Below are 25126 nucleotides of genomic sequence, written 5' to 3' on the forward strand. Positions count from 1 at the left end.
CGGCGTTGCAGCGCCGCTAGCCCGGGGCCTGACCAGGAAAAGAGGTCCTGGCTATGGCAGATCGTACGGTTTCTGATGACCGGCTCGCGGCGTTGGGAGCGCATCTTTCAGCGCGAAGGCTGGACGTTGAGCTGACCTCCCGCGGGCTGCGCGTCGAGAACGCCGGCACTCCCGGCTGCTGCGAGGACGTCCCCATCCCGTCCGACGTCATCAACTGCCGCACCCGTGTCGAGGACGGCGGGCGGCCGTGGTTCTTCACGTCCTGGAACGAGCCGATCGCCGAGGCCGGACGTGTCACCGACGCCGCCGTCTTCATCCTCGGCTACCTGCACCGGGACGAGCAGTGACGGACGTCGAGCGCATCGACGCCGAACTGGCGCGACGCTCCCCCGGCATCGTCGGAAGGGGCAGGGCGGGCGGCTACGCGCTGCCGTCCACGGCCTCATCGCCACCTGACCACCGGAGAGACATGTTCGAGGACTTCGGCCCCGCTGAGCGGCTCCACGCGGCCGTCCGCAGGTGTGCCCCGCAGATCGCGGCGGCCCCCGTCCTGGACGAGGAGGCGGGCCTGACCCGCGTCACCGTCACCTACCGCGACGCGGGGCCCTGGCTCATCCGCTGGGACGGCACGTCCTACACCTGGCACAACGGCCCCCACAAAGACACCCGCCTCGGCCCCGACCCCGAACGAGCGGCCGCCCTCGTCGCCACAACCCTCGGCGCGGCCAACCCTTAGACCGGGGACGGCACGGCGGTACCCCCCACACGCCGCGCCGTCCCCACCACTAAGAACTTGCGTTTGCTTCGCATACTGCGAATGGATGTGTCGGTGATGCCATCGCACGCCGAGCTGACGACCCAGCAAGCCGCGGACCTGCTGAACGTCTCCCAGGCTTACTTGATCGGGCTGCTGGAGGAGGGGACGATCCCGTATCGGCACCGGCGCATCAGGTACGACAACCTCATGGCCTACAAGCGGGAGTCCGAGGCGAAGAATCGCGCCGCTGCCGACGAGCTCGCTGAACTCGGCCGGGAACTGGGTATCTGACCGTGGCGCGGGCGGCTGGGAAGACGCCGGGAAGGGGGCGGCCCCGTCCCTAGGGGTGGGGACGGGGCCGCGGCCGCGGTGGGCGGGGGGATGCCCGCGCGGCAGGTCATTGAGTCTTCGCGTCTCCGGAGCCTGTGCGGGGCAGGCTCCGGGCACACGGTGGACGGAAGGGCTCAATGATCGGTGGCAGCCTCCGCGCCCGCTCCGGTGAGGGAGCGGACCTCGATCTCCGCGTACTTCTCGGCGTTGTGCTCCTTGCTGAGGAGGGTGCCGAGGAAGCCGCAGAGGAAGCCGAACGGGATGGAGACGATGCCCGGGTTCTCCAGCGGGAACCAGTGGAAGTCCACGTCGGTGAACAGGGCCTTCGGCGTGCCGGAGACGACCGGGGAGAACGCGACCAGGAAGATCGCGGAGCCGAGGCCGCCGTAGATCGCGGCGACGGCGCCCGTGGTGTTGAAGCGTCTCCAGAACAGGCTGTAGAGGATCGCGGGCAGGTTCCCGGACGCGGCGACCGCGAAGGCCAGGGCGACGAGGAACGCGACGTTCAGGCGCTGCGCGTAGATGCCGAGGACGATCGCGACCGCGCCGATGACGAACGCGGAGATGCGCGCGACGCGGACCTCGTCCCGCTCGGTGGCCTTGCCCCTGCGGAACACGTGCGCGTACAGGTCGTGCGAGAAGGACGACGAGGACGCGAGCGTCAGCCCGGACACGACGGCGAGGATCGTCGCGAACGCGACCGCCGCGATGACCGCTAGCAGGATGGTGCCGCCCGCGCTGCCGAACACGATGTCGCCGATCTTCTCGGCGAGCTGTGGTGCGGCCGTGTTGCCCGCCGGGTTCTCCTTGGCGATCGCCTTGCTGCCGACGAGCGCGGCGGCGCCGAAGCCGAGGACGAGGGTCAGCAGGTAGAACACGCCGATGATGCCGATGCCCCAGAGCACCGACTTGCGGGCGTCGCGGGACGTCGGGACGGTGTAGAAGCGGATCAGGATGTGCGGCAGTCCGGCCGTCCCGAGGACGAGGGCGAGCCCGAGGCTGATCAGGTCGAGCTTGCCCTCGAGGCCCTGGGCCTCGGTGCCGTAGCGCAGGCCCGGCTCCAGGAACGCGCTGCCCTTGCCGCTCTGCCCGGCGGCGTCGTCCAGCAGGGACGACAGGTTGAAGTTGAAGTGGCCGAGGACGAGCAGCGTGATGAGGATGGCGCCGGTCATCAGCAGGACGGCCTTGACGATCTGGACCCAGGTGGTGCCCTTCATCCCGCCGAACACCACGTACACGATCATCAGGACGCCGACGAGCGCGATCGTGGCGCCCTTCGCGAAGTCGCTGCTGAACCCGAACAGCAGCGAGACGAGCGCGCCCGCGCCGACCATCTGCGCCAGCAGGTAGAAGATCGACACGACGATGGTGGAGACGCCGGCGGCGGTGCGGACGGGACGCGGGCTCATCCGGAACGCCAGCACGTCCGCCATCGTGAACCGGCCCGAGTTGCGGAGCAGTTCGGCGACGAGCAGCAGTGCGACGAGCCACGCGACCAGGAACCCGATCGAGTACAGGAAGCCGTCGTAGCCGTTCAGGGCGATGAGCCCGGCGATGCCGAGGAACGACGCGGCGGACATGTAGTCGCCGCCGATCGCGAGACCGTTCTGCGCGCCGGAGAACGAGCGTCCGCCCGCGTAGAAGTCGGTGGCGTCCTTGGTGTTCCTGCTCGCCCACACGGTGATGACCAGCGTGATGCCGATGAAGACCAGGAACAGGGTGATCGACAGGTTCTCGTCGCTCATCGAGCCACCTCCGTTTCAGGCGCGTCGGCGTCGCCGGAGCCGGACGCTTCCACGGCGGCGCGGATCCGGTCGGCGGCCGGGTCGAGGCTGCGGCCGGCGTGCCGCGCGTACAGCCACGCGATGAGGAACGTGGACACGAACTGGAGCAGGCCGAACACCAGCGCGACGTTGATGGAGCCGAACAGCTCCTTGCCCATGAAGCCGCGCGCCCATCCGGACATGACGACGTAGAGCAGGTACCAGGCGAGGAAGGCGGCGGTCATCGGGAATACGAAACGGCGGAACTTGCGGCGAAGATCCTGGAACTCCGCGCTGCTCTGGAACCGTTCGTAAACGGTACCGGCGGCGTTCTTTTCGAAGGACACGACCACCCTCCTGTGTTGTGACCCCGGTCACGCGCCACCGTAAGGACGCTCCAAGGGTCGGGCGAGGGTTCCGCCCCGGGGCTGCGGTCAGCAGCCATTCATCGTCGGCGGCCTGCGCGCCGCGTCGGCGAACGGTCCCTCTGGCACGATGAACGGTCGGGCCGAACGGGCCCTCTGAGGCCCTGTTCAGACCCTTCGCGGACGCCAGGTGCCCCGGTCGACGTCGAGGGACTCGGGCGTGTGCAGCCGCACCATCATGCGCGCGACCCCCGGCGGCACCCGGCCCGGCGTGCACCAGGACACGACGATCATGACGGTGAACGCGATCGGGACCGTCCAGGCGGCGGGTTCGGCGAGCAGCGCGCCCGCGAGGCCGCCCGGCGGTCCGGCGGCGATCGTCACGATCACGGCGGTCCCGGCGAGCAGGCCGCCCGCGACGAGCCCGGCGAACGCGCCCGGCACGGTCAGCCGCCGCCACCACACGCCGAGGACGAGCAGCGGGCAGAACGTCGACGCGGCCACCGCGAACGCCAGCCCGACGACGTCGGCGACGGCGAGCGAGCGGGCCGTGATCGCGAGGGCCAGCGGGACGACGAGCGCGAGCAGCGTCCCGGCCCGGAACGAGCGGACGCCGCCGCGCAGGATGTCCTGCGCCAGCACGCCCGCGACGGAGACCGTGATCCCCGACGACGTCGACAGGAACGCGGCGACCGCGCCGCCCGTGACGAGCGCGCCGAGCAGGTCGCCGCCGAGTCCGCCGATGAGCCGTCCGGGCAGGGTGAGGACGACGGCGTCCGCGCGGCCCGTCATCAGCAGCTCGGGCGTGTAGAGGCGGCCGAGCATCCCGTACAGCGCGGGGAGCAGGTAGAACGCGCCGAGCAGCGACAGGACCATCACGGTGGTGCGGCGGGCGGCGCGTCCGTCCGGGTTCGTGTAGAAGCGGACGAGGACGTGCGGCAGGCCCATCGTCCCGAGGAACGTGGCGAGGATCAGCGAGTACGTGCCGTAGAGGGAATGGTCGCGGCCGTCCAGGGGCAGCATCCATTGGCGGTCGGTGCTGACGGGGCTTCCGCGGACGTGCGGGACGTCGGCGCCCGCCGGGAACGTGACGTCCGTGTCCGCCTCGATGCGGTGCTCCCCGGCGGCCAGCACCATCGGGTCGGAGCGGTGGTCGCGGCCGTCGACCCGCCCGTCCACGACGACCTGGACGGGCGCGGTCACGTTGACGGTGACGGCCAGCCCGACGCTGACGGTGGTGCGGTCGTCGAACCGCGGCGGGACGTCCGACGACAGGCCGGGCGCGCCGTCGTACCGCCACGCCAGCAGCAGGAACACCAGCGGGACGGCGAGCGCCGTCAGCTTCATCCAGTACTGGAACGCCTGGACGAGCGTCACGCTGCGCATCCCGCCGACCAGCACGTTCACCGCGACGACGACCGCGATCAGGACGCCGCCCGCCCACACCGGCGCGCCGGTCACCGTCCGCAGGACGAGCCCGGCGGACTGGAACTGCGGCAGCAGGTAGAGCCAGCTGATCAGCACGACGAGCACGCTCGCGACCCGCCGCACCGCCATCGACTCCAGCCGCGCCTCCGCGAAGTCGGGCAGCGTGTACGCGCCGGAGCGGCGCAGCGGCGCCGACACGAGCACCAGCAGGACGAGGTAGCCGCCCGTCCAGCCGACGGGGAGCCACAGCATGTCCGCGCCGTAGGCGAGGATGAGGCCCGCGATGCCGAGGAACGACGCGGCCGACAGGTACTCGCCGCCGATCGCGGAGGCGTTGCGCAGCGGCGTCACCGTCCGGGACGCGACGTAGAAGTCGGACGTCGTCCGCGAGATGCGCACCCCGAGCACGCCGATCAGCACGGTCGCGACGACGACCAGCACGACGCCCGCCAGCCCGTAGGCCGCGCTCACCGCTCCTCCGCGGCGGAGCGTTCCGAGCGGTCGACGAGCTCGGCGAAGTCGTCCTCGTTGCGTTCCGCTTGCCGGACGTACCACCAGCCGACCCCGACGAACCACGGGTAGATCAGCCCGCCGAGCAGCACCCACGGCAGCGGCGCGCCGAGCACCTCCTGCTCGCGGACGGCCGGGAACACCTCGAACAGCAGCGGCAGCCCGAACGCCACGGCGCCGAGCACCAGGCACAGCCCGGCCGCGAGGCGGAGCTGCGTGCGGATCAGCGACCGCATGTACGCCTCGCCGAGCCCGGTCTGCTCGTCGATCTCCCGCGTGACCGGGTAGCGCGGACGCCGGACGGCCCGCGTCCGCGGCCCGGTGACCAGCACCCGCCCCGGCGCGATCCCCTGCGGCCGGTCGGTGCCGCCGCCCGCGGTCAGGGGGATCGCCTCGCTCTGCGGACCAGGAGGTCGCGCAGTTCCCGGACGTGCCGCCTGCTCACCGGCAGCTCCACGTCCCCGACGAGGACGGTGCAGCGGCCCGAGTCGAGCCGCAGCTCCTTGATCGCCGACAGCGCGACCAGATGGCTGCGGTGCACCCGGACGAACCCGGCGCCCGTCCACCGCTCGCTCAGCGCGGCCAGCGGGATCCGCACCAGGTGGCTGCCGCCGGACGTGTGCAGCCGCGCGTAGTCGCCCTGCGCCTCGACGTACAGCACCTCGGACGGCGTGACGAACCGGATGACGCCGCCCAGCTCGACGGGCATCGGCTCCGGCTCGGCCGGGACGGCGGGCGGTGCCTCGTCGTCGTCCAGCTCGGCGGACTCCGACACGCGCCGGATCGCCTCGCGGAGCCGCTCCGGCCGCACCGGCTTCAGGATGTAGTCGGTCGCCTTGATCTCGAAGGCGTCGACGGCGTGCCCCTCGTACGCGGTGACGAACACGATCTGCGGCGCGCGGGCGAACTGGGCGAGGACGCGGCCGAGCACGGTGCCGTCCAGGCCCGGCATGCGGATGTCGAGGAAGACGGCGGCGATGGGACGTCCGTCCGCGAGGGCCCGGTCGAGTTTGCGGAGGGCGTCGGCGCCGTCCCGGGCGGTGTGGATCTCACCGATCCTGGGGTCGGCACGCAGGAGGTGGACGAGGTCGTCCAGCGCGGGAGCCTCGTCATCGACAGCGAGGACACGCAGGCCCACCGCACCGTCCTTCCCAAAGCGCTCGCCACATTCCAGTCAACGGACGACCGCCGAGTCAATAGGTCAGGACGCGGTGACACCAGGACGATACTTAGGAACCCGGACGGTGACCTTCGTCCCGGCCCCCGGTCCGGTCTCGACGGCGAGGCCGTACTCGTCGCCGTACACCTGTCGGAGTCGCCCGTCGACGTTGGCGAGCCCTATCCCGGCGGTCTCGCCGTCGTCGTTCGCGGCGCGCTCCTCCCCGGCGAGCAGCCGCCGGACGTCGTCGGGCTCCATGCCGATGCCGTCGTCCTCCACGCTGATCACGCAGTCGGACCCGGCGTCCTCGGCGACGATCGTGATGAGGCCGGGCTCGGACCTGTCCTGGAGCCCGTGCCGGACGGCGTTCTCCACCAGCGGCTGGAGCGACAGGAACGGGACGGCGACCGGCAGCACCTCGGGCGCTATCCGCAACGTGACCCGCAACTGCTCACCGAAACGGGCGCGCTGGAGCAGCAGATAACGGTCGATCGAGCGCAGTTCTTCGGCGAGCGTCGTGAAGTCCCCGTGCCGCCGGAACGAGTACCGCGTGAACCCCGCGAATTCGAGCAGAAGCTCCCGCGCCCGCTCCGGATCGGACCTGACGAAGGACGCGATCGTCGTCAGCGAGTTGTAGATGAAATGGGGCGAGATCTGCGCGCGGAGCGCCCGCATCTCCGCCTCCATCAACCTCGTCCGGGAATGGTCGAGTTCGGCGAGTTCGAGTTGCGCGTCCACCCATTGGGCGACCTCTTCGGCGGCGCGGATGAGGCCCGCGGGGACGTCCTCGCCGTAGGCGGCGAGCGTCCCGACGACGCGGTCGTCGGTGGCGAGCGGCACGACCACGACGCGGCGGATCGGGCAGTCGAGCCGGTCGCAGGGCACGTCGTGCACCTGCGTGCGTCCGGTCGCGAGCGTCGCCTCCGCGTGCCGGGGGCTCTGCGCGGAATGGTGGTCGTGCTCGCCGTCCCAGGCGAGCAGCCGCTCCCCGTCGGTGATCGCGAGGGCCTCGCAGCCGAGCAGCGCCCGCAGGTGCCGGGCCGCCTTCTGCGCGCCCTGCCTGGTCAGCCCGGCGCGGAAGGCGGGCGTCGCCCGGGACGCGGTGTGCAGCGTCTCGAACGTGGCGCGCCGCGCGGGCCCGCCGAGATCGCCGCCGCGCCCGCGCCGCCACCACCGCCACGCCAGCGCCGGAACCCAGGTGAGCAGCAACGTCGCGGCGACGGCGACTACCACGTCCATCCCGCAAACCTACTTGTCACCAGGTGGGCCACATGTGAAGTTGATCACTTTGGCGCATACTCGGTATGGCCTAATCGGGATATCCGTGTCATGTTGCACTCGCCAAAGAAACGATCTTGGTCGGGGCCCGCGCCCCCGGGACGCACCGGCGCGGGTCCGGCCGTGAGGAGTGCGCATGCGCCGTCGTCGCAGTCTCGCCTTAATCGCCGCCCTCGCCCTGGCCGCCCCGCTCGTCGCCGCGCTGGAGGCCCCCGCCTCCGCGGACGAGCTGTCGCTCGCGAACTTCGCGCTCCGCCCCAACGCCTACGGGTCCGACCTCCGGGACCGCGCCGACGCCCTTCCGCTGGTGAAGGGCACCGTCACCACCATCATGAACGACCTCAACCGGAAGGACACGACGCGGCCGGTCTCGGTCGGGTCCGCCTGCCAGCCCGCCGCCGTGGCGTCCGGGAGCTCCGTCGCCATCCAGCGCAGCATCTGCTGGAACAGCGGCGACAACAACACCACCGAGTGGTACCCGCAGGGCATCACCACGGTCGCCGACATGCAGGGCGACCGCGTGTGGGGCGACGGGTACCAGCCCGTCCTGGTGAGCTGGTACGACCACGTCGGCGGCCCCAAGAACCCCGTCAAGGGCGTCCGGATCAGCTTCATCAACCCGTACACCGGCGCTTACCGGCACGTCCTGCTGGTGTATCCGCGGGCCAACGGCGACTACGACACCATCCGCGTGTCGGAGGACCCGTCCAGCACCGACTACAGCAAGCCGCTGCACGCGGGCGGCATCCTCTGGTACGGCAACCACCTGTTCGTCGCGGACACCGAGCGCGGTTACCGGATGTTCGACATGCGCCGCATCTACGACCTGGGCGCGTCGGAGAACGGGACGACGTCCAACCCGGACTGGGTCGGCAAGGTCGGCGACACCTACTACGGGTACGGCTACCGCTACATCATGCCGCAGGTCGGCTCCTGGACCCGGACGGCCCCGACCGGCACCACGTGCACCGACAAGGACGGGTCGCCCAACTTCTCCTACGTCTCCCTCGACCGCAGCGGCGCCGACCACGTGATCTCGGGCGAGTACTGCGACGGCGACCAGACGGCCAAGGGACGGGTCGCCGCGTGGCCCGTCTCGAACGCCTTCACCACCAGCGGCGAACTGATCCTCGACCCCGAGTACTCGTGGAACGCCGACGTGGCGCACAAGCTGCCGGTCAGCAACGTCCAGGGCGCGCTGAGGTTCAACGGCCGCTGGTACCTCAGCCGCAGCCACGGCGAGACCGGCGCCGGGACGCTCTACACGACCGATCCGGCGACGTCGTCCACCACGACCCTGTCGACGGCGAAGGAACAGGACCTCGCCATCGGCCCGGAGGACCTGTCGCACTGGCAGGGCGGCTCCGACCCCAACAGCCCGACGCTCGGCACCATCTGGACGCTGGGCGAGCACCCGGGAAAGCGGATGGTCTATTCCGTCTATCCGTAGCGACGCTCTGAAAGGCGCCCGGCCGGGACTGACCCCGGCCGGGCGTCCGGTGATTCGGCGTCAGGTGTCCTGGACGTCGAGGGCGGCGGCGAGGGCGTCGTAGTGCTGGTCGCCGTCGCCGAAGGCCAGCGCCGCGGACGTGGCGTGCCGCGAGAACAGGTGCAGGTCGTGCTCGGCGGTGAAGCCGATCGCGCCGTGCACCTGGTGGCCGAGGGCGCACACCCGCTCGTACGCCTCGCTCACCCACGCCTTCGCCATGGACACCTCGTCGGCGGCGTCGCGTCCGGACGCCAGCAGCCAGATGGCCTCGTAGGCGATGAACCTGGAGCCCAGCACGTCGATGGCCATGTCCGCGCAGTGGTGCTGGACGGCCTGGAACGACCCGATCGGCTTGCCGAACTGCTCCCGCTCCGTCGCGTACGCGACCGTCAGGTCGAGGACGCGCTGCGCCCCGCCGACCATCTCCGCGCACACGGCCGCCGCGCCGAACCGCGCCATGGCCTGCACCGCCTCTGGCCCGAGCGCGTCGTCGGCGCGGACGTCCGCCAACTCGACGTGGCACGGACGGTCGAGCCCGACCGTGTCCAGCGGACGGATCGTCACGGCCGAGGCGTCCACCCAGAACGCGCGCGGTTCGCCGTCGAGCCGCGCCGCCACGAGCAGGCTCTCGGCGGACGCGGCGAACGGCACGAACGTCGCCGTCCCGTTCAGCGTGAACCCGTCGCCGTCGGGCGCGGCGACCGGTCCGTCGCCGGGACGGTCCCACGGCGGCGGCGCCGCCGTCACGACGTGCCCTTCGGCGATGGCGCCGAGCCACCGCTCCTTCTGCGCGTCCGTCCCGAACCGCGCGACCGGCATCCCGGCGCACGCCACCGATGTCAGCAGCGGGCTCGGGACCAGCGCGTATCCGAGCTGCTCGAACAGCAGGCACACGTCCAGGAAGTCGCCGCCGACGCCGCCGAAATCCTCGGGGAACGCGAGGCCCGGCCAGCCGAGGTCGACCATTTCCTTCCACAGCGCGACCGAGTACCCGGCGGGATCGGCGTCCACCGCCCGCGCGCCCGCCGTCGCCGTCCGCGACTCCAGAAGCTCGCGGGCCGTGGACGCGATGAGTTCCTGGTCCTCGCTGAGACCCAGGTTCATGACGGCGGGATCTTGTCGGAGCGGACCCACACGCCCGGCCGTTCCTCCCAGAACAACTGGACGAGGATTCCGCCGGTGTGCTTCGGATGGATGAACGTGTGCTTCCAGGCCGCGCCGTCCGTGACGCCCTCCTCGTCGTCGAAGGTGGGCGTGCCGTGGTGGTCGCAGGCCGCGAGCGCCTTGTCCCAGTCGTCGACCTCGAAGGTGACGTGGTGGGCGGCGGGGCCGCTGCGCTCCAGGAACCGGTCGATGAACGAGTCCTCGCCGCGCGACGTGATCACCTCCCAGCAGATCGCGGAGCCGGGGATGTTGAGGACGAGGTCCGCCATGTCGGGGTGCTCGTCCTCGGGCGTCCGCCAGACCTGCACGAACCCGGCGAGGTCGCGGTACCAGTCGGCGAGCGCGTCGCGGTCGTGGAACGCCTGGCAGATGTGGTCGAGCGCGACGACACCCAGCGACGGGCCGTCCGGAGTGCCCGGCTCGGCCGCCGATCCGGAGGTGTCGCCGCACATGTCGAGGCTGCCGGGGCCGCGGAGCCGCCACAGGACGCCGGGGCCGTGCTCGGGCGGGCTCAGCGACGCCTCCAGCCAGCGTCCGCGCACCCCGTCGGTCGGCTTGACGTCGCGCGACTCCAACTCGGCGCGGACGGCCTCCAGGTCGGGCACCTCCGCGCCGACGTGATGGAGGCCGGGACGTCCGCCGTGCTCGTCCAGGAACGTCTGCAACGCCGAGCCGTCACCGGCGGGCGCGAGCACTTCCCACGCCTGCCCGCGGCTGCCGGGGATTTCGAGGCGGGCGCCGCGCACGCCCTCGGCGGGGTTGTCCCAGGCCCGGACGCGCCGGAACCCGAACAGCCGCTCCAGCAACTCGACCTGGGCGTCCAGGTCGGGAGTCACCTGCGCGACGTGATCGATGCGGTAGATCTGCACGGGTCCTCCTAGCTCGGGTGGGGCTCGATCCAGTCGTAGCCGTACGTGACCAGTTCCTTGACGAGACGCAGGTTGTAGCGGTTCATCGCGGCGATGCGCTCGGCCAGTTCGCCAATGCGCTTGTCGAATTCTTCGGCCGGGTAGACGTCGTTGACCAGGCCGAGTCGCAGCGCCCGCTCCGCGTCGATGCGCGCTCCGGTGAAGAGGAGTTCCTTCGCGCGGGCCTTTCCGATGCGTTCCGGGAGCCGTTTCACGCCGCCCCAGCCGGGCGCGGAGCCGCCGAACTCGGGCTGGTCGGGGTCGCCGTCCTCGGTCATCTTCGGCCGGTACGGCGGACGCGCCGACAGCGTGATCTCGACCAGGCCCATCTTCGCGTTGTCCGACGCGATGATGAAGTCGGCCGCGAGCGCCAGCTCCAGCCCGCCGCCGACCGCGTAGCCGTGCACGGCCGCGACCACCGGGACCGACAGGCGCTCCATCATCGCGAACGTCTTCTCGCCGAGCCGCCCCTGCTCGATCCGCTCGCGCGGGGTCAGCTTCTCCGACCAGCCGAGGTCCATCCCGGCGCAGAACGCGCGCTCGCCCGCGCCGCGCAGCACCACGACGCACACGTCCTCGTCGTCGTCGACGCGGGTGAAGATGTCGCGCAGCTCCGTCATCGTCGTCGGGGTCAGCGCGTTGAGCTTCTCCGGGCGGTTCAGGGTCAGCCAGGCGACGCGTTCCTCGATCCGCAGGTCGACAGTCTCATACGGGTTCTCGGCGGGCATGCGGTTCGCTCCTCCGGTGGGTCGGTCAGCGGGGCAGGCTCAGGCCCCGGGTGGCGATGACGTTTCGCTGGATCTCGGTGGTGCCGCCGAGGAAGGTCGACGCCACCGAGTCGCGGCGCATGTGGGTGAACACGGCGTCGAGCGGCGCGCCGTCGCGCTGCCAGAGCGCGGCGGACCGGCCGAACGCGCGGGCGCCCGTCCGGGCGAGGCGCTGGTGCAGCTCCGCGCCGAAGAGCTGGTTGATGGACGCCTCGAAGTCGGGCTCCGCGCCCTCCGCCTGCCGCGACACGGTGTAGCGGGCCAGGTTGTACAGGACGCGGATCTCCGTCCTGCGGCGCGCGATCTCCCGCCGGAGGGCGGGCGTGACGCGGGCGTGGCGGCGGCCGTCCGGGGAGCGCAGGTACGTCACCAGCTCGGCGAGGGCCTGCTCGTACTTGATCGTCGCGCCGATCCCGGCCCGCTCGAAGCCGAGCGCGGACATCGCCACGTACCAGCCGCGGTTCTCGTCCCCGACCCGGTTCGCCACCGGCACCCGGACGCCCTCGAAGAAGATCTCGCAGAACGGCGCCGAGCCGCGCAGGTCCTCGATCGGACGGATCGTCACGCCGGGCGCGTCCGCCTCGATGAGCAGGAACGTGATGCCGCGATGGGGCTTCTCGGCGTCGGGGTCGGTGCGGACGAGCACGAAAAGCCAGTCGGCGTACTGGCCGAGGGACGTCCACACCTTCTGACCGTCGACCACGTACTCGTCGCCGTCGCGGACGGCCCGCGTCCGCAGCGACGCCAGGTCGGAGCCGGAGCCGGGCTCGGAGAAGCCCTGCGCCCACGTCGCCTCGCCCTTCGCGATCGGCGGCAGGTGCGCGGCCTTCTGCTCGTCCGTCCCGTGGACGAGCAGGGTCGGGCCGAGGAGGAACGCGCCGATGCCGTTCACGGTCGGCACCCGCGCGCGCATCATCTCCTCGTGCAGGACGAACTCCTCCAGCGCCGACAGCCCCGCCCCGCCGAACTCCTCCGGCCAGTGCGGCGCGATCCAGCCGCGTTCGGCGAGCGCCGCCGCCCACGCGCGGGCGCCCTCGCGGCGTTCCGGGTCGTCGGCGACGCGGTCGACGGGCCAGTTGTAGCCCGCGACGTCCTCCGGTTCGAGGCTCTGCTCCTCGTCGTCCGCCGGACGGTATTCAGCGGGGAAGTTGTCCTGGATGAAGGCGCGGACCTCCTCGCGGAAGGCGGCCTGCTCCGGCGTGTCGTCCCAGTTCACCGGCCGCCCGCCTCCCGGTCCCAGGTCGTGTCGGTGACGCCGTGCTCGCCCTGCGCCCGAAGCTTGTACTTGGCGACCTTGTCGGTGGGCGTGCGGGGCAGCGCCTCCACGAACTCGACGTAGCGCGGCACCATCGACCGCGGCAGCCGCTCCTCGCAGTAGGCGATCAGCTCGGCCGGGTCCATGCCGGTGTCCGGTTGCACCACGATCGACACCTTGATGTCCTCGTCCTCCAGTTCCGAGGGCACGCCGATCGCGGCGCACTCCAGGACCGCCGGGTGCTGGTTGATCTCCGTCTCCAGGTCGAAGGCGGAGATGTTCTCGCCGCGCCGGCGGATGGCGTCCTTCATCCGGTCAAGGAAGTAGAAGTAACCGTCGTCATCGCGCCATACCCGATCTCCGGTGTGGAACCACATGTTCCGGAAGCAGTGGGTCGTGGCCTCCCAGTTCCCGTAGTAACCGGTCGTCAGGACGAACGGCTGCTTCGGCCGCAGCACCAGCTCGCCCGGTTCCCCGGAGCCGAGTTCGCGGTCGTGCTCGTCCACGACCGCGACGTGGAACCGCTCGTCGTGGGCCTGCCCGCAGGACCCGACGCGCCACTCGCCGTACGGGCTGCCGGTCGCGATGCCCGCCTCGGTGCTCGTGTACGTCTCCACCGACCGGACGCCGAACCGCTCCCGCATGGGCTCGTCCAGGTTGGACTTGCCCATGTAGAACGTCTCCAACCGGTGGTCGCGGTCGCGTGACGTGGGCGGGCGGTTCAGCAGGATCGGGATCATCGAGAACACGCTCATGCAGACCTGGGCGTCGAAGCGGCGGACGTCGTCCCAGAACCTCGACGCGCTGAACCGCTCCACGAGCGCGATCGAGCCGCCGCCGAGGAGGGCGGACAGCATGCCGTCCCAGAGCGCGGCGGCGTGGAACAGCGGCAGCGGGCAGTAGATCGTCTTGCCCCACCGGTCGAGGAAGTCGAGCGAGTCGTAGGCGCAGGTCAGCGCAAGCGCGTGCGGCACCATCGCGCCCTTGGACGGGCCCGTCGTGCCGGACGTGTACATGATCGCCTGGAGGTCGCCGAAGCGGATGTCGAGGTCGACGCGGCGGTCGCCGTCGCCGTCGTCCGGCAGCGCGGTCAGCTCGCGGGCGGGCTTGCCGAGCCGGTCGAGCAGCACGCCGCCGCCGGCCGCGTCCCGGACGAACACGCCGCCGAGCTTCGGCAGCCGCTCCGCGATCCCGGTGAGCCGCTCCGCGTACGGCCCGTCGACGATCAGCCAGGACGAGTCGGAGCTGTCCAGGACGTGCCGCAGCAGCTCCCCCCGGTAGGCGATGTTGATCGGCACGGCGACCGCGCCGATCCGTGCCAGCGCGAACACCAGATGGACGAAGTCGGCGCAGTTCGGCAGCATCAGGCCGACATGGTCGCCGCGCCCGATCCCGGCGGCCGACAGCGCGCGGGCCATGCGGTCGGCGGCGTCGTCCACCTCGCCGTAGGTGATCTCGCCGTCGCGGAACTTGAGGAACGTCTGCCGTCGGTGAACCTGCGCCTGTGACCGGAGGACGTCCCCGAGGACGAAGCTCTCCAGCGTCTCCTTGCGCATCCGGACCTCCGCTGTCGCTGCGTGCGTCGTCGGTGGCTGGTGACTGGTGGCGGGATGACTCGGTGGCGGGGTGGCTTCGGTGGCGGGTGGCTTCGGTGGCGGGTCGGTCGGGTGGTGGGGACCGGCTGGGAGCGTCCACAACCGGACATCGCTGTAAATAGATGAGCACGAATCGCTATACCCGGCAACAGCCCCGAAAAGGGAGAAGCCGCTTCAAGAGTGATCTCCAGGGCGGTTCAGCGCGCTTTGTGATGTAGCCCACACCTCGGTCCCGGTCTGGCGATCGCCGGGCGGAGGGGATGTCCGGTTTGGCGTGGACTGCCAATGATCTCCCCTGGGAATCGGAAGATTTCACCAGTCCCGGCCATCGGCGGCGGCCTTATCGTTCTCCCGTCCCCTGCGGAAGGAACGGTCCGATATGCAGCCGCGCTGGTGTTCCTGTCACGTTCCCGACGTCAGCCGCAGGCAGGTCCTCGGCGGGCTGACCGCCGCGGGCGCCCTCGCCGTCGCGGGCTGGCCCGGCCGGGCGGACGCCGCGCCGCGCGGCCGGACGGTGACGATCACCGTCATGGGCACGTCCGACCTCCACAGCCACGCCCTCGACTGGGACTACTACACCGACGCCGAGTACGGCGACCGCGACGGGAACGTCGTCGGCCTCGCGCGCGTGTCGAGCCTGGTCAACCAGATCCGCGCCGCGCGGGGGCGCGAGCGCACCCTCCTGTTCGACGCCGGGGACACGATCCAGGGCACGCCGCTCGGCTTCTACTACGCGTCGGTCGAACCGATCACCGACACCGGCGCCGTCCACCCGATGGCGCGGCAGATGAACGCCATCGGGTACGACGCGGTGGCCCTCGGCAACCACGAGTTCAACTACGGCCTGCCGTTCCTCAACACGTGGATCCGGCAGATGCGCGCGCCGGTGCTGGCCGCGAACGCCGTACACGCGGGGACGCGCCGTCCCGCCTTCCGGCCGTACATGCTCAAGCGGATGCGCGTCCACGGGTTCCCGCCGATCACGGTCGGCCTGCTGGGGCTGACGAACCCGGGCGTCGCGATCTGGGACCGCGGCAACGTCTCCGGCAAGCTCGACTTCCTCGACCTGGTCGCGACCGCGCGCCGGTGGGTGCCGGTGATCCGCCACCAGGGCGCGGACGTCGTGATCGTCAGCGCGCACTCCGGGGACAGCGGCACCTCGTCCTACACCGGCGACCTGCCCGTGGAGAACGCCGCCGCGCTGGTCGCCGAGCAGGTGCCCGGCATCGACGCCATCCTGTTCGGGCACGCGCACCTCGACATCCCGGAGCGTTTCGTCACGAACAAGGCCACCGGCCGGACGGTCGTGATGAGCGAGCCGAAATGCTGGGGGCAGCGGCTGTCCGTCTTCGACCTCACGCTCACCCACGAGCGGGGACGCTGGAAGGTCACGGGGAAATCCGCGACGTCGGTGAACACGAACACTGTCCAAGAGGACCCGGAACTCGTCACGCTCGTCAAGAAGCAGCACGACGCGGTGGTCGCCTATGTGAACAAGGAGGTCGCCACTTCCACGGAGGAGATGTCGGCGGCCGAGTCCTGCTGGAAGGACACGGCGATCCTGGACTACATCCACCTCGTCCAGACGGCGAAGGTGAAGGACGCCATCGCCGGGACGGAGAACGCCGCCCTCCCAGTGCTGTCGATAGCCGCGCCGTTCAGCCGTTCCGCGACGTTCCCCGCCGGAAAGGTCACCATCAAGGACATCGCCGGGCTCTACATCTACGACAACACGCTTCTGGCCAGCGTGCTGACCGGCTCGCAGATCAAGGCGTACCTCGAATACTCCGCGCAGTACTTCAAGCAGGTCGCGGCGAGCGCGCCCGTCGATCCCGCGTCGTGGACGAACGCGCACAACCGTCCCGACTACAACTACGACCAACTCTCCGGCGTCACGTACGACGTGGACATCGCGAAGACCGAAGGCTCGCGCATCGCCAATCTCGCCTACGACGGGAAGCCCGTCGCGGACGACCAGCGATTCGTGGTGGCGGTGAACAACTACCGCCAGTCGGGCGGCGGCGGATTCCCGAACGTCACGGCCGCGCCCGTCGTCTACAACGCGCAGGTCGCCATTCGCGAGGCGATCGTCGAGTACGCCGCCAAGGCGGGCACCATCGACCCGGCGGCCTTTCACGTGGTCAACTGGAAGCTCGTCCGCGACGGCACGCCCGTGTTCTGAGCCCGTGTTCTGAGCGCGAATAATCGTTGGACCGCTGAACGTGGCTCGGCCAGAGTGGGTCCGTGATCGACGTCGACGCCTTCATCGAGCACGGCTTCGTCCGGGTGGAGGGCGCCTTCCCCCGCGACCTGGCCGACGAATGCCGCGCCATCATCTGGAACGACCTCGGCGCCGACCCTGACGATCCGTCGAGTTGGCCGGGGCCGATCGCGACTCGTCCGGGCTACGGGCAGGCGCCGTTCAGAGCCGCCGCCAACACGCCGAAGCTGCGCGCCGCGTTCGACACGCTCGTCGGCGAGGGACGCTGGACGCCGCCCACCAGCCTCGGCGGGTTCGTCATCCGGTTCCCGGGCGGAGAATCGGCCGCCGTGGACAACTGGCACGTGGACGTCAGTTTCGCCGGTCCCGATTCGTCACCGACCGACTACCTTTCCTGGCGCGCGAACGTCCATTCCAAGGACCGCGCGCTGCTGATGCTCTTCCTCTTCTCGGACGTGACCGAGAAGGACGCGCCCACCCGCCTCCGGATCGGCTCCCACCTGGACGTGGCCCGCCTCCTCGAACCGGAAGGCGAAGACGGCCTAGACGCCGTGGAACTGGCGAGCCGCGCGGAAGCCGCGAGCGCCGACCGCCCCATCGCCTACGCCGCGGGCCCGGCGGGCACCGTCTATCTCTGCCACCCGTTCGTGGTCCACGCGGGCCAGCCTCATCACGGCACGGTCCCGCGTTTCCTGGGACAACCACCGCTCCACTCAGCCGGTCCCGTTGACCCGTCAGAACCGGTAGGTGCGGCGATCAGGCACGCGCTGGCTTAGGAGTCTCCCTCGCTATCACCGCGTACACCCTAGTGAGTATCTGGGTGAACGCCGTCTTGTCGAAGAGGGAGTTGTAGGTTTCGTCCGGGACCCTGATTCCGTCGATCTCCAGGGTGGGGGTGCCGGGGCCGTTTCCGCCCCTGCGTCCGGCCCGCACGTACGCCACCTGCGCAGTGTCGACGAAATTCCGGTACTTCATCGTCTTCACGGCGGAGTCGAAGGCCGGTCCGCGCAGCCCCTCTACCTTGCCCGCCAGTTCCAGGAGGCGCGCGGTGGTGAAGCCGTCCACGGTCTCCTCGGGCTGATTCTGGTAGAGGACCTCGTGGTATTCGGCGAACTTCTTTTGCTCGAATGCCGCGCGCAGGGCGTTGACGGCCTTCTCGGAGCCGTGGCCGCCGAGCCGTCCGTCCAGGAACGAGGCCATCGTGTAGTCGGCCCTCGCCTTGCCCTGGACGACCCAGTCGCGCAGCACAGGGCCACCGCCGATCGTTTCGAACGCCTTGCAGGTCGGGCAGCGCGGGTCCTCGTACAAATGGACGAGGACGAGCGCGGCGGGATTCCCGACCGTGACTGTCGTACCGTCCAGGGAAAGGCTTTCCGGCACGTCCGTGATGGCGGCATAGGAGGGCACGGGGCGCGCCGACGTCCGGTCCGACCCGGAACCGTCGCATCCGCCGACCGCCGCGCCCAGCACGACCGCCAGCAGAACCGCCGCTAAGCGGCCTCTCGCACGATTCACCGCACACTCTCCAGCTCTCGGGAACGGGAATTTCGGTACCGGAAACGGCTGGGCAGGGCGTATGCCGGGTGGTGGCATACGCCCTGCCTTCTATGTGAAGCCGCTCAGGTCAGCGGTGTGTGCCGCCTACTGACGCGGTTACTGGGTAGTCCTGCGCGAGCGCGTAGGACTTGCCGCCGAACGTGAGCTGGAAGTTCGACGGGGACGATATCGGTAGCTGGTAACTCAGCGCGACCGTCGCGCTGCCACCGTTCGGAATGCTCGTGTAGCTGGGAACGGTGAGCGTCGCCCTATGGAAGTCGCCCTTCAGGCCGCCGGTGTTGTTTCCGGTGTGACCAGCCTGAACGGAGAGCGTCCACCCGGTCTGCTGCGTCATCGTCGACGGCGCGGAAGTGCCGTAGTCGAACTTGAACGTGGCGCCGCCCGGGATGGTCTGGCCCGAGTTGTTGGTGATGGTCATCTTCGGCGTGATGGGGTAGTTGGCGTCGCCGACCGGGAAGTTGGTCAGGGCCACCTTCACGTCGAGCACCTCGGTGGGCATGGTGTGATCCGACTTGCGGTTCTGGTACGGAGTCGCGGTCTTCAACTTGTCGTTGATGGCCGTGATCAGCGTCTGCCCCATGAAGTACTCGCCCTTGCCGCCGTTGCGGGCGGCGTCCCAGGCGTAGTCTCCGGCGAGCTCCCAGATCATGATGCCGCCGATGCCCTTGTCCGCCACGTACTGCGCCTTGGCGGCAATGGACTGGTCGTCCTCGGTGGAGAGGAACACCTTCTTGGTGCTGTTCCACAGCCACGGCGACTTCATCGTGTTGTCGTACTGGCGGGTGTAGGTGCCGGTGAGGCGGTCGTCCGGGTCCTTCGCCGGGTCGAGGCCGTAGGCGCCGATGTAGTCGTCGCCCTGGATTCCCTTTTCGAGGTTCTTGGCGTGCCACATCGGGTTGCTGCCCGACGCCTGTTCCACGCCGGCGGCGTCGTCGTCGTGCCACAGGTTGTCGAGCCCGACGGCGCCGTTTCCACAAGGCGTCGTGGAGCCGACGTTCTTACCGGTGCCGGGCGGGCACTTCGTCTGGTCCGGCAGCGCCGCCTTGCCCCACAGCCCGTTCGTGCCGCCGGAGACATCGCGCCATCCGCGGGTGTAGAACGGCACGCCGATATTGATGCGTCCGGCGGGCATCGAACCGCGGAAGTAGTGATACGCCCAGTCGGTGTTCAGGTAACCCATTCCGTAGGCGGTGTAGACGCCGCCGTCGGCCTGCTCGTTGTCCTTGCCGTCGTCGTAGAGCGCGGCGTTCGGACCGACGAAGTGGTTCCAGGAACCGTGCAGGTCGTAGGTCATGAGGTTGGCGTAGTCCAGGTACGGGTTCACCTGGTAGGTGTCATGACCGCGCAGGATCCAGCCGGACGCCGAGGTGGCGGCGGTCAGCATGTAGTACTTGCCGTCGGCCGCGCTCGCCGCGTCGAGCTTCTCGCGCAGCGTCTTCATGAGGGAGACGTAGTTGGCCATCAGCGTCGAGCGCCGCGCGTTGGAGAACGTGAAGTCGTCCGGGTGCCCGGCGTACTTCATCGACGTCGCGTACTCGTAGTCGATGTCCGCGCCGTTGAAGCCGTACTTGCGCAGGAACGCGACGACCGAGTCGGCGAACGTGTTGATCTTGTCCTGGCTGTCGGTCATCGTGTAGAAACCGCCGGACGCGACGCGCTTGCCGTTGTCGTCGAGGTAGCCGCCGGTCTCCGCCCAGCCGCCGATCGAGATCAGCGTCTTGACGTTCGGGTGCTGCTTCTTGAACTTGTTGAGCAGGTTGAAGTGGCCCTTGTACGGGAGCGAGGGGTCCATCTCCGCGCCCTTGACGTCCGGCCACTCCATCCCGGTCGCCGGGTTGTTCGGCGAGTCGTTGCCGACCGAGACCTTGTTCTGGCCGTCGATGTGCGCGAACGCGTAGTTGATGTGGGTGACCTTGTCCCACGGGATGTCGCTCGCGAGGTAGCGCGGCGCGCCGTTCTTGCCGGTCCGCCAGCTGGTGAAGTAGCCGATGGCGCGGCGCGGGTGGCCGTCGCCCATCTTCTCGCGGCCGTCGTTGTCGTAGGCGTCGCAGTACGCCGGCGAGACGCCGGGCGTCTGGTAGAGGCCGTCCGGACGGCAGCCAGCGCTGCCGGACCCGATCTTGGCGGTGACCTCGTTGCTCAGCTCGGAGACCTGGCCGGTGGAGTCCTTGGCGCGGACCGCGAACTTGTAGCTGCCCGCGGTCAGGCCGGCGACCTTGGTGGTGGTGCCGGTCACGGACTGGACGACCGAGCCGTTCTGCAGCACGTCGTACCCGGTCACGCCGTGGTCGTCGGTCGCGGCGCCCCAGGAGAGGGACACCGAGTCGTTGGTCGTCTCGGTGACCTTCAGGTCGGCGGGCTTGGACGGCGGGGCGTCCTCACCGCTGCCGGGGGTCGTGACGGTGACGCCCTCGGCGGCGTCGGACACCTGGTCGGCGGTGTCGCGGGCGACGACCCGGAACGTGTAGCGTGTCCCGGCCGTGAGCCCGGTGACCTTGGCGGTGGTGCCGGTGACGGTCGCGGCGACGGCGGTCCCGTTCAGCACGTCGTAGTTCTTGATGCCCTTGTCGTCGGCCGCGCCGTCCCAGGCGAGGGTGACGGACGTCGACGTGATCTCGGTCGTGCGGAGGTTGGCGGGTGCGCTCGGCGGGGCGTCCACGGTGCCGCCACCGCACGGCTGACCGTCGAGCAGGCAGTTCTGCGGCTCGGTCAGCGCGCCAGTGTAGGACACGAGGAAGCCGAACGTCGCGGTCGCGCCGGGCGCGACCGTGCCGTTGTACTCCCTGCTGGTGAACGTGTGGTGGCTGCCCGAGCTGGCGAGCGAGGCGTCCCAGTAGGAGCCCATCTTGACGTTGGAGGCGAGGTCGAACTCCAGCTTCCAGTTCGACATGGAGGCGCTGCCACCGTTGCTGATGGTGCAGCCGTACTGTGCCCCACCGCCCCATTCTTGGACGGTATGGCAGGCGGCGGTCGGCCCGGCGGCATTGGCGGGTGCTGTCAGCACCGCCGTTATGCCGAGCATCAGGAGGATGGCGCTACACCCGGTGAGGATCGCCCGGAGTGGGGAGCGGCTTGCGGCCACGGCAATCCTGTCCCTTCAAATAGTTAGGAAACTATACAAATTGCCGTGACAATAACCGCACCTCAGGCGGTGTGCAAGAGTTGAATTTCAACGGTGTCATACAGTCTGAACCGGTCCAGCATGGCGACTGGACCAGTGAAAAATCAGCGACCGGGGTCCGCCGCGAACGCCCGCCGGTAGGCCGTCGGGGGCACTCCGACGGCACGCGTGAAGTGATGGCGGAGGTTCGCGGGGCTGCCGAGGCCCGAGCGCTCGGCGATCCGGTCGACGGGCAGCGCCGTCGTCTCCAGCAACTCCCGCGCGTAGTCGACGCGGATGCCGCGCAGCCAGGCCATCGGGGTCGTGCCGGTCGCGGCGCGGAAGCGGCGGATCAGCGTGCGGGGCGTCATCCCGGCGCGGCGCGCGAGCGCGGCGATGGTGAGCGGCTCGTGCAGGCGCTCCCGCGCCCAGTCGAGGAGCGGGCCGAGGTCGTCGGTGTTCTGGACGGCGGTCGCCGCCTCGATGTACTGCGCCTGCCCGCCCGGCCGGTGCGCGGGCATGACGAGCCGCTTGGCCAGCGCGCTCGCGACCGCCGCGCCGTGGTCGGCGCGGACGATGTGCAGGCACAGGTCGAGCCCGGCCGCCGTGCCCGCGCTGGTCAGGACGTCGCCGTCGTCGATGTACAGCACGCTCGGGTCGACCTGGACCTTCGGATACCGCGCGGCGAGCTGCCCGGCGTGCATCCAGTGGGTGGTGGCGGGACGTCCGTCCAGGATCCCGGCGGCGGCGAGGACGAACGCGCCCGTGCACAGCGACACCATCCGGGCGCCGCTGCGGTGCGCCGCGCGGACGGCCTCGACCAGGTCGGGCGGCTGGTCGTCCAGCAGGTTGGCGCACGCGGGGATCACGACGGTGTCGGCCGCGGCGAGCGCGTCGAGCCCGGCGTCGGCGCGCGGGGCGAACCCGGCGGCGGTGCGCGTCCCGGCGGGCGCGCACAGCCGGAAGTCGTACCAGGAGTCCGTGAGCCCCGGCCGCTCGTAACCGAACACCTCGCACGGGATCGCCAACTCGAAGATCGGCACCCCGTCGGTGACGGCGACGGCCAGGCGGTGCGGCATGTCACTAATTTAGCGCCAATGGTCACTACTGCCACTTGGGGACGGCCGGGCGCGGACGCGAGAGTCGGACCATGGAGCCCTTTCCCGTCGGACGGGCGTCGTTCGGCCCGTCCCGCCCCGCGGCGGACGAGCTGTGGCGGCGCGCCGTCGAGCTGATCGAGGACGAGCGCGCGGACGTCGCCGGACGCGCGGTGAGCCCGCCGGTCGACGTCGAACACCTGCGAACCGTGATCGGCGGTTACGACTTCGCTCGCCCGGCGCCCGCCGAGGACGTGCTCGGCGCGGTCGCGGAGCTGCTGCGGACGGCGACCGTCCACACCACGCACCCGCGCTACTTCGGCCTGTTCAACCCGACGCCGACACCGCTCGGCGTCGTCGGCGAGACCCTCGCGGCGGCGTTCAACCCGCAGCTCGCCGCGTGGTCGCACGCGCCCGCCGCCGCCGAGTTCGAGGCGCACCTGCTGCGCTTCCTCGGCGGCCGGCTCGGCTACCCGGCGGAGGCGGTCGCCGGGTCGTTCACCAGCGGCGGCACGGAGGCGAACCACACCGCCGTGCTGCTCGCGCTGACCCGGGCCTGGCCGCGCTACGGCACCGGCGGCCTGCGCGCGCTGCCCGGACGTCCGGTCATGTACGCGTCGGCGGAGAGCCACCTCGCCTGGCTGAAGATCGCGCACGCGACCGGGCTCGGACGGGACGCCGTGCGGCTCGTCCCGACCGGGCCCGACCTGCGGCTCGACGTGTCCCGGCTCGCCGCGATGGTGGCCGCCGACCGGGCGGGCGGCGACCTGCCGTTCCTCGCCGTCGCGACCGCCGGGACGACCGCCGCCGGAGCCGTCGACCCGCTGCACGACCTCGCCGACCTGTGCCGTGACCAGGGCCTACGCCTGCACGTGGACGCCGCCTACGGCGGTGCGGCCGCGCTGTCGGACCGGCTGCGCCCCGCCCTCGCCGGGATCGAGCGAGCCGACTCGATCACGGTGGACGCGCACAAGTGGCTGAGCGTCCCGATGGGCGCGGGCGCCTTCCTGTGCACGGACGCGGCGGGCCTCGCGGAGACGTTCCGGGTGACGACGTCCTACATGCCCGCGGACGTCCCCGACACCGTCGACCCGTACACGTCCGGCATGCAGTGGTCGCGGCGGTTCATCGGCTTGAAGCTGTTCCTCAGCCTGGCCGTCGCGGGCCGCACTGGATACGCCGAGCAACTCGACCACGACGCCGAGCTGGCCGACCTCCTCCGCGCGCGGCTCGCCGAGACTGGCTGGGAGATCGTCAACGACACCCCGTTCCCCGTCGTCTGCTTCGCCGACCCCGGCGACGGCACGCGGGCGCACCACGACGCGCTCGCGCGGACGGTCGTCGAGGGCGGACGTGCCTGGATCAGCCCGGTCGAGCTGGCCGGGCGTCCCGCGCTCCGCGCCTGCGTGATCAGCCACCGGACCACGTCCGCCGACGTGGAGGAACTCGTCCGGGCGGTGAACGACGCGCGCGGGTGAGTCAGGGGACGCGGGCGACGGCGCAGAGCATGGAGACGTCCGCGACGGACGGCCGCTGCTCCGCGGGGATCTCCGGACGCCAGTCGACCACCGACGTGACCCCGGGTGGCAGCAGTTCGAGGCCCTCGAAGAACCGCGTGAACTCGTCCGTGCTGCGCAGCCGGAACGGGACGCCGCTGCGCTCGTTCGCCTCCACGCTCTCCGCGTACTGCTCGGGCGTCAGGAAGTCGTTCGTCGCGTGCGTCATGACCAGGTAACTGCCGGACGGCAGCGCCGACAGCAGCCGCCGGACGATCCCGTACGGGTCGTGCTCGTCGGTGATGAAGTGCATGGTCGCGACCAGCATCAGCGCGACCGGGCGCGACAGGTCGAGGGTGTGCGCGAGGTCGGTGTCGGCGAGGATCTTCTCCGGGTCGCGGAGGTCGGCCTCGATGTAGGCGGTCCGGCCCGCGGGAGCGCTGGTCAGCAGCGCGCGGGCGTGGACGAGGACCACGGGGTCATTGTCGACGTACACGATGCGGGACGTCGGCTCGATGGCCTGCGCGACCTCGTGCACGTTCCCGGCGGACGGCAGCCCGGTGCCGATGTCGAGGAACTGGTGAATGCCCGCCTCGCCCGCCAGATAGGTGACGACGCGCTTCAGGAACGCGCGGTTCTCGCAGGCCGACAGGCGGACGGTCGGGAAGGCGGAGGCGACGGTCTCCGCGGACTCGCGGTCCACCGCGAAATTGTCCTTGCCGCCGAGCCAGTAGTTGTACCGGCGGGACGGATGCGCCTTCGTCGGGTCTATCCCCGGCGGAACCTCCACACCCCACCTCGATTCGTCGTCCGCCGCGCCCCCGCGCCGGAAATGGAGATCACAACAGCCCATTGTGCAGGGGGGACGGCCGTTCCGCACGTCCGGG

At 70.5% G+C, this 25126-nt stretch carries 22 protein-coding genes; 7 read left to right on the forward strand and 15 right to left on the reverse strand.

The window, feature by feature from the left end; genetic code table 11:
• The first annotated feature begins 53 nt into the window (after nucleotides 1–53).
• From FXF65_RS01205 to FXF65_RS01215, 3 genes are all read left to right on the forward strand, one after another.
• A complete protein-coding gene (locus FXF65_RS01205; protein ID WP_148347644.1) occupies nucleotides 54–347 on the forward strand; it encodes a hypothetical protein in 294 nt (97 codons plus the stop codon).
• Nucleotides 344–736 (forward strand): hypothetical protein, encoded by a 393-nt coding sequence (locus FXF65_RS01210; protein WP_148347645.1) that lies wholly within the window; start codon nucleotides 344–346, stop codon nucleotides 734–736. The genes FXF65_RS01205 and FXF65_RS01210 overlap by 4 nt, the downstream gene beginning before the upstream one ends.
• Before the next feature lie 96 nt (nucleotides 737–832).
• Entirely contained in the window at nucleotides 833–1048 is a 216-nt protein-coding gene (locus FXF65_RS01215; protein WP_246198340.1) for a helix-turn-helix domain-containing protein, read from the forward strand.
• Between the two features lie 173 nt (nucleotides 1049–1221).
• Here FXF65_RS01215 and FXF65_RS01220 read toward each other — a convergent pair whose 3' ends face one another.
• The 6 genes from FXF65_RS01220 to FXF65_RS01245 all read right to left on the reverse strand — a co-directional run bounded on the left by FXF65_RS01220 (nucleotide 1222) and on the right by FXF65_RS01245 (nucleotide 7551).
• Nucleotides 1222–2832 (reverse strand): solute symporter family protein, encoded by a 1611-nt coding sequence (locus tag FXF65_RS01220; protein WP_148347647.1) that lies wholly within the window; start codon nucleotides 2830–2832, stop codon nucleotides 1222–1224.
• Nucleotides 2829–3197: a DUF485 domain-containing protein gene (locus tag FXF65_RS01225; RefSeq protein WP_148347648.1), complete on the reverse strand. Its 369-nt coding sequence runs from the start codon at nucleotides 3195–3197 to the stop codon at nucleotides 2829–2831. Before FXF65_RS01225 ends, FXF65_RS01220 begins: the two co-directional genes overlap by 4 nt.
• Nucleotides 3198–3383: 186 nt before the next feature.
• Nucleotides 3384–5114, reverse strand: a complete 1731-nt coding sequence (locus FXF65_RS01230) for a sodium/solute symporter (RefSeq protein ID WP_148347649.1) — start codon at nucleotides 5112–5114, stop codon at nucleotides 3384–3386.
• Nucleotides 5111–5485, reverse strand: a complete 375-nt coding sequence (locus FXF65_RS01235) for a DUF485 domain-containing protein (protein ID WP_246198291.1) — start codon at nucleotides 5483–5485, stop codon at nucleotides 5111–5113. Before FXF65_RS01235 ends, FXF65_RS01230 begins: the two co-directional genes overlap by 4 nt.
• A 47-nt stretch (nucleotides 5486–5532) precedes the next feature.
• Entirely contained in the window at nucleotides 5533–6291 is a 759-nt protein-coding gene (locus FXF65_RS01240) for a LytR/AlgR family response regulator transcription factor (protein ID WP_148347650.1), read from the reverse strand.
• Nucleotides 6292–6354: 63 nt separating this feature from the next.
• Nucleotides 6355–7551 (reverse strand): histidine kinase, encoded by a 1197-nt coding sequence (locus FXF65_RS01245; RefSeq protein ID WP_148347651.1) that lies wholly within the window; start codon nucleotides 7549–7551, stop codon nucleotides 6355–6357.
• A gap of 175 nt (nucleotides 7552–7726) precedes the next feature.
• Between FXF65_RS01245 and FXF65_RS01250 the strand changes: the two genes are divergently transcribed.
• Complete coding sequence (locus FXF65_RS01250; RefSeq protein ID WP_222868307.1) at nucleotides 7727–9040, forward strand: hypothetical protein; 1314 nt, start codon at nucleotides 7727–7729, stop codon at nucleotides 9038–9040.
• Between the two features lie 60 nt (nucleotides 9041–9100).
• Here FXF65_RS01250 and FXF65_RS01255 read toward each other — a convergent pair whose 3' ends face one another.
• From FXF65_RS01255 to FXF65_RS01275, 5 genes are read right to left on the reverse strand one after another with little or no spacing between them, the layout of a single operon-like run.
• Complete coding sequence (locus FXF65_RS01255) at nucleotides 9101–10183, reverse strand: acyl-CoA dehydrogenase family protein (RefSeq protein ID WP_148347653.1); 1083 nt, start codon at nucleotides 10181–10183, stop codon at nucleotides 9101–9103.
• A complete protein-coding gene (locus FXF65_RS01260) occupies nucleotides 10180–11112 on the reverse strand; it encodes a VOC family protein (RefSeq protein ID WP_148347654.1) in 933 nt (310 codons plus the stop codon). Before FXF65_RS01260 ends, FXF65_RS01255 begins: the two co-directional genes overlap by 4 nt.
• A gap of 8 nt (nucleotides 11113–11120) precedes the next feature.
• Entirely contained in the window at nucleotides 11121–11879 is a 759-nt protein-coding gene (locus FXF65_RS01265; RefSeq protein ID WP_148347655.1) for an enoyl-CoA hydratase/isomerase family protein, read from the reverse strand.
• 25 nt (nucleotides 11880–11904) lie between these two features.
• The gene (locus tag FXF65_RS01270; RefSeq protein ID WP_148347656.1) at nucleotides 11905–13134 is read right to left on the reverse strand and encodes an acyl-CoA dehydrogenase family protein; all 1230 of its coding nucleotides are present in this window, start codon (nucleotides 13132–13134) and stop codon (nucleotides 11905–11907) included.
• The gene (locus FXF65_RS01275) at nucleotides 13131–14729 is read right to left on the reverse strand and encodes an AMP-binding protein (RefSeq protein ID WP_148347657.1); all 1599 of its coding nucleotides are present in this window, start codon (nucleotides 14727–14729) and stop codon (nucleotides 13131–13133) included. Before FXF65_RS01275 ends, FXF65_RS01270 begins: the two co-directional genes overlap by 4 nt.
• A 418-nt stretch (nucleotides 14730–15147) precedes the next feature.
• Here FXF65_RS01275 and FXF65_RS01280 point away from each other — a divergent pair, with 418 nt between their 5' ends.
• Both FXF65_RS01280 and FXF65_RS01285 read left to right on the forward strand, forming a co-directional pair.
• The gene (locus tag FXF65_RS01280; RefSeq protein WP_148347658.1) at nucleotides 15148–16950 is read left to right on the forward strand and encodes a bifunctional metallophosphatase/5'-nucleotidase; all 1803 of its coding nucleotides are present in this window, start codon (nucleotides 15148–15150) and stop codon (nucleotides 16948–16950) included.
• Nucleotides 16951–17012: 62 nt separating this feature from the next.
• On the forward strand, nucleotides 17013–17765 hold the full coding sequence (locus tag FXF65_RS01285) for a phytanoyl-CoA dioxygenase family protein (protein ID WP_148347659.1): 753 nt from the start codon (nucleotides 17013–17015) through the stop codon (nucleotides 17763–17765).
• Here FXF65_RS01285 and FXF65_RS01290 read toward each other — a convergent pair.
• The 3 genes from FXF65_RS01290 to FXF65_RS01300 all read right to left on the reverse strand — a co-directional run bounded on the left by FXF65_RS01290 (nucleotide 17746) and on the right by FXF65_RS01300 (nucleotide 22725).
• Entirely contained in the window at nucleotides 17746–18504 is a 759-nt protein-coding gene (locus tag FXF65_RS01290) for a DsbA family protein (RefSeq protein ID WP_222868308.1), read from the reverse strand. The two genes, FXF65_RS01285 and FXF65_RS01290, sit on opposite strands and share 20 nt — an antisense overlap.
• Nucleotides 18505–18613: 109 nt before the next feature.
• Nucleotides 18614–21550, reverse strand: a complete 2937-nt coding sequence (locus FXF65_RS01295; protein ID WP_246198292.1) for a glycosyl hydrolase family 18 protein — start codon at nucleotides 21548–21550, stop codon at nucleotides 18614–18616.
• A gap of 221 nt (nucleotides 21551–21771) precedes the next feature.
• Nucleotides 21772–22725: a GlxA family transcriptional regulator gene (locus FXF65_RS01300; RefSeq protein ID WP_148347662.1), complete on the reverse strand. Its 954-nt coding sequence runs from the start codon at nucleotides 22723–22725 to the stop codon at nucleotides 21772–21774.
• Between the two features lie 71 nt (nucleotides 22726–22796).
• Between FXF65_RS01300 and FXF65_RS01305 the strand changes: the two genes are divergently transcribed.
• Nucleotides 22797–24221: a pyridoxal phosphate-dependent decarboxylase family protein gene (locus FXF65_RS01305; protein WP_148347663.1), complete on the forward strand. Its 1425-nt coding sequence runs from the start codon at nucleotides 22797–22799 to the stop codon at nucleotides 24219–24221.
• 1 nt (nucleotide 24222) lies between these two features.
• Here FXF65_RS01305 and FXF65_RS01310 read toward each other — a convergent pair whose 3' ends face one another.
• Nucleotides 24223–25029, reverse strand: coding sequence for an SAM-dependent methyltransferase (locus FXF65_RS01310; RefSeq protein WP_246198293.1), 807 nt, complete (start codon nucleotides 25027–25029; stop codon nucleotides 24223–24225).
• Nucleotides 25030–25126 lie beyond the last annotated feature (97 nt).

The sequence above is a fragment of the Actinomadura syzygii genome, assembly GCF_008085905.1.
Lineage (GTDB): Bacteria > Actinomycetota > Actinomycetes > Streptosporangiales > Streptosporangiaceae > Spirillospora > Spirillospora syzygii.